This is a genomic window from Sphingomonas sp. (assembly GCF_031380695.1).
Lineage (GTDB): Bacteria > Pseudomonadota > Alphaproteobacteria > Sphingomonadales > Sphingomonadaceae > Sphingomicrobium.
On record NZ_JANMWY010000097.1, the window covers coordinates 1 to 4,671 of the forward strand.

The following is a 4,671-nucleotide window of genomic DNA, read 5'->3' on the forward strand; positions in this document are numbered from 1 at the left end:
GCTTCGGTTGCTGACGCCGATTATGAAGCCGCGGGCGCAACACTCGGCGATCGCGCGGCAACACTGGCGGGCGCGGACATCCTGCTGTGCATCCAGGGCCCCGAGGCGGCTGCGCTTGCAGGGATGAAGCCCGCCGCGCTGCTGGTCGGGTCGCTCGATCCGGTCCGGCGCGGAGCGGAGGTTGCGGCTTATGCCGCGGCGGGGCTCGAGGCGTACGCCATGGAATGGCTGCCGCGCAGCACCCGCGCGCAGTCGATGGATATCTTGTCTTCGCAGTCGAACCTCGCCGGCTACAAGGCGGTGGTCGACGCCGCCGCCGCCTTCGGCCGTGCCTTCCCAATGATGATGACCGCCGCCGGCACTATCAGCCCGGCGAAACTGTTCGTCATGGGCGTCGGCGTCGCGGGTCTTCAAGCGATTGCCACCGGACGGCGGTTGGGGGCACAGGTGAGCGCTACCGACGTCCGTTCCGCCACGCGCGAGCAGATCCAGTCGCTGGGGGCCAAAGCGATCTTCGTCGAGAATGTCACGGGAATCGAAGGCGAGGGGGCCGGCGGCTATGCCGGCGAAATGTCGGACGAATATAAGGCGGCGCAGAGCGAGCTGGTATCGAGCCATATCGCCAAGCAGGACATCGTCATCACCACCGCCCTGATCCCCGGGCGTCCGGCGCCGCGGCTGATCAGCGACGCTCAGCTCGCCTCGATGCGGCCGGGCAGCGTGATCGTCGACCTGGCGGCGGAGGCTGGCGGCAATGTGGAGGGCTGTGTGGTCGGCGAAACGGTCACCGTGCACGGCGTGCACATCGTCGGCGCGCGCAACCTGGCGGCGGGGCTGGCGGCGGATTCATCGGCGCTATTCGCGCGCAATCTATACAATTTCCTCAGCGCCTTCTGGGACAAGGAGGCGGGTGCGCCGGCCTTCCCCGGCGACGACGAGATTGTGGAGGCGGTCCGCCTGACCAAGGGCGGCAAGGTCGTCAACGAGCGATTGATCGACGCCCAACCGGTGGTTCCCGCTCAGGCCTGAGCCAAACGCATGGAGTGCTGTGGAGGGTTCCCGGTGGTGATCCCGCGTATATAAACATGAAAAAAGTCGCGCTCGAATGTTCGAGAGCGACTTTCGTCAGTGCAACAGTTCGGGGCCGAGCCCCCGAACCGATGTTAGGCGTTGGAACCGCCGCTGCCTTGGCCTGTGCCGTAAAGCCAACCCCAAAAGTCCCATTTTGCCTGAGGCTTTTTCATAACAATCCCCTGGTTCATAGCGAAGCACGCCGCTTCCAGAGGGATCATTAACCATAAAGATCACGGTTAGCAAGGAATTAACCACATCACGCCACCCGCAAGCCGCGATCCACCTTCATCCGCTTCATAATGCTGCGCAAACTGGCCGGCCTTCCAATCAGGAACCCTTGAGCGATGTCGCAGCCCATCGCAGTCAACAGCTCGAGAGTTTCGCGATCCTCGACTCCTTCGGCAACTACGAGTCGCCCGAGCGAGTGAGCGAGGCCGATCGTTGACTGAACCATCACCCGATCGCTGCGATGATCGCGCAAGGAGCGAATGAAGCTCTGGTCGATCTTGATTTCCGCCGCCGGTACCTTCTTGAGATAGTCGAGGGTCGACAGACCCGTACCATAGTCGTCGATCGAGATTTTGACGCCGGTCTGCTGAAGCCGGCTGAGCATCTCGATGTCCTGCCCGCTGCCGGTGAGCGCCGCGGTTTCGGTCAGTTCAAGGGTCAGCTGCTCGGGCGGCAACCCATGGCGCGCCAGGCACGCCGCGATTCGGCCGGGCAATAGGGCATCGGTCAACAGCCGCGCCGACAGATTGACCGCGAGGCCCAGCGTGCGCCCTTCGCGCGAGGCAGCAGCAATGGCCGAGACTGCTTCGTCGAGGATGAAGTCGGTCAGTTTCTCGATCCGGTCATGTTGTTCGGCCGCACCGATGAACTCGGTCGGGCTGATCGGCCCCTTCTCGGGGTGGGTCCAGCGGGCGAGGGCCTCAACGCCAATGATGCGACCGGTCGCCAGCTCGAGCTTGGGCTGATAGGCGACCCACACTTGGCCCAATTCGATTGCATCTTCGAGCTGACTGAGCAGCGACAGCTTCCAACTGGCGTCGGCGAGGCGGGCCGGATCATGATACTTCCATTTCAGGCTTTCGCCCTCTGCTTCGTCGGCGGCGACGAGCGCGCTGCCGAGGCGGTTGGCTGGCGCGCGACCGCTGCCGATATCGACCCCGAAGCTGATCATTACGTCATATTGTTCGCTGCGGATCTTGATCGGGCTGCGGAAGAGCGCATGCAGCGCCTCCAGATGATGCCCGAGCGGGATGTTGGGTTCGGCGAACCAGGCGAACAGCCCCTCGTCCCCATGATAAAGCTTGCGCCCGGTCGCACCGACGCACAGCCGCGAGGTAACCTGCTCAACGAACTGACGTTCGGAGTCGGTTGGTAGCGCAGAGACGATCTCGGAATAATTGTGCAACCGGGCGACAACCAAGGGTCGCTCACGCGCCGAGGGATCAGCCCGCAACGCGATCAGGTTGGGAAGGCCGCTAACCTCGTTGATCGTGCTGCGATTGCGCAATCGTGACCAGTTAAGATTAGCAAGCAGAACACTCATGACGAGCAGACCGGGCGATACGTCCAGGAAGATCAAATTGGCTTCAATAGGCGTGGGCCCAACCAGAAGGATGAATGCGCCACCAAGAAGGATCAGATTCTGGACGACAGGCCGTCGCCTTCCAATTGCCAATGCCCCAACTGCTGCCGCGATGAGCAGCGAGGGTATCCAGCCGAAATCGATGGGCTTTCCGTGCATTAGGGTTTCGCCCCCGATCGCATGGATATAGACCCCGCCCATCCGACCATAACCAGGGAGAAAGAACTGGTCCCCGAGCGTGTCAGTGGTCGTGCCGATCAACGCGATCTTCCCGGCCAGCAAGTTTGCGGGGACGTGGCCGGCGATCACGTCTCCGGCGGAAACCGTCGCAAAGGTCCGCGGATCGACCGAATAGTCAATTGGAAACGATCCGTCGGGAAGGATTTTCCATCCCGCAATCTTCGCCGCCATGCTTGGCGTTTTCTGGCCTCCGCCCGTTTGGGCGTAGCCAATCTGCCGAACACGCATGTCGAACCCGTAGTCGAGGGTTACGTCGGCGAGTCCGGTGCTAGCCGAGAACTGCGGAAGCGGGCTCGTTTTGTTTCTCATTTCCAAACCGGCGGTGATCGGCAGGATCACCCGTCCCGACCGCCTGAGCCCTTCGGCGAACGCCGCGTCGCCGGCAGGATCGGCGCGATAGGCGAAGAACAGGTCGAACATGATCTGGCGAGCACCCAACCGCGACAAATTGTCTACCAGCTTGGCGTGTTCCGTGCGCGACCAGGGCCAGTTTCCGACCTTCTTCAGACTCTCGTCATCGATCTTTACGATCACGATATTATTGCTTGCAGGATGGATATTGATGGCGGCGCGGAGGGCATGAAGAGAGAAATCGAGAGGCGTCAGCAGGCCGAGAACACCGCAGATAATTCCCGCCAGCAGTGTCGACAGCAGGACGCGGCGCGGCGAGGTGCGCTCCTTCTTGGACGTGGCAGTGGCGATCAATTGGCGCACGAAATCCCCTTCGATGCCTCCGCTGTGCCCGTGAAAGGTTAAATTTCTGGAAACCTCGATTGCCCGCCGCAGTTAATCGCGCGTTGTTCATGCTCGACAGGCGGGGCGTGGCGCGGCATGGGGGGGGATCAACGAGGGGCTCAACACGTGGACTTTATTTCGATCCTGTCGATCTTCGTAATGGCGTGTTTTGTCGGCTATTATGTCGTGTGGTCGGTGACCCCGGCGCTGCACACCCCGCTGATGGCCGTGACCAACGCGATTTCGAGCGTGATCATCGTCGGCGCGCTGGTTGCCAGCGCGGCGGCGGGTAGTGCGACGTCGAAGTGGCTCGGGCTGATCGCGGTGGCGCTGGCCAGCGTCAATATCTTCGGCGGCTTCGCGGTCACCGCGCGGATGCTGGCGATGTACAAGAAGAAGGAGCGCTAGACGATGGCGCCCGAAGCCCACACCGATTTCATCTTCGCCACCATGATCAGCGAGTCCGTCGTGTCGCTCGCCTATCTCGTCGCCGGGGTCTGCTTCATCCTCGCCCTGCGCGGCCTGTCGAGCCCGGTGACGTCACAGCGCGGCAACCGCTATGGCATGATCGGCATGGGCATTGCGGTGGTCACCACGTTGCTGACCCACGGCATTGCGTCGATCGGAGAGATTCTCGTCGCGATCGCCATCGGCGGCGCGATCGGACTCGTTACCGCGCGGCGCATCCAGATGACCGCGATGCCGCAACTCGTGGCGGCGTTCCACAGCCTTGTCGGTTTGGCCGCAGTGCTGGTTGGGGTCGCCGCGTTTCTCAACCCCGGCGCCTTCGGAATTCTGACCGATCTTCCGCTCGTTAAGCCTTTTTTGAATCCTGTGACGGGCGAAGTGACGCGAACATTCCAAGCGATCGCGCGAGTCAGCCGGGTCGAACTCGGCCTCGGCGTCGCCATCGGCGCGATCACTTTCTCCGGATCGGTGATCGCGTTCCTCAAGCTGAACGGCAACATGAGCGGATCGCCGATCCTGCTGCCGCTGCGGCACGTCCTCAACCTGGCGGTGCTGGTCGCGAT

General features: G+C 62.4%; 4 protein-coding genes. 3 read left to right on the plus strand and 1 reads right to left on the minus strand.

Annotated features, from left to right (window positions below; all coding sequences use genetic code 11):
- The coding region (locus RMN84_RS03625; RefSeq protein ID WP_309610844.1) for an NAD(P)(+) transhydrogenase (Re/Si-specific) subunit alpha at window positions 1–1,029 on the plus strand (1,029 nt) is incomplete at its 5' end.
- Window positions 1,030–1,330: 301 nt separating this feature from the next.
- Here RMN84_RS03625 and RMN84_RS03630 read toward each other — a convergent pair.
- Window positions 1,331–3,619: an EAL domain-containing protein gene (locus RMN84_RS03630; protein WP_309610845.1), complete on the minus strand. Its 2,289-nt coding sequence runs from the start codon at window positions 3,617–3,619 to the stop codon at window positions 1,331–1,333.
- Between the two features lie 147 nt (window positions 3,620–3,766).
- Here RMN84_RS03630 and RMN84_RS03635 point away from each other — a divergent pair, with 147 nt between their 5' ends.
- Window positions 3,767–4,048 carry an NAD(P) transhydrogenase subunit alpha gene (locus RMN84_RS03635; RefSeq protein WP_309610846.1) on the plus strand — a complete coding sequence of 94 codons (282 nt, stop codon included), beginning with the start codon at window positions 3,767–3,769 and terminating at the stop codon, window positions 4,046–4,048.
- A 3-nt stretch (window positions 4,049–4,051) separates the two neighbouring features.
- Window positions 4,052–4,671 (plus strand): NAD(P)(+) transhydrogenase (Re/Si-specific) subunit beta (locus RMN84_RS03640; protein WP_405051430.1); only part of this gene is annotated, 620 nt, incomplete at its 3' end.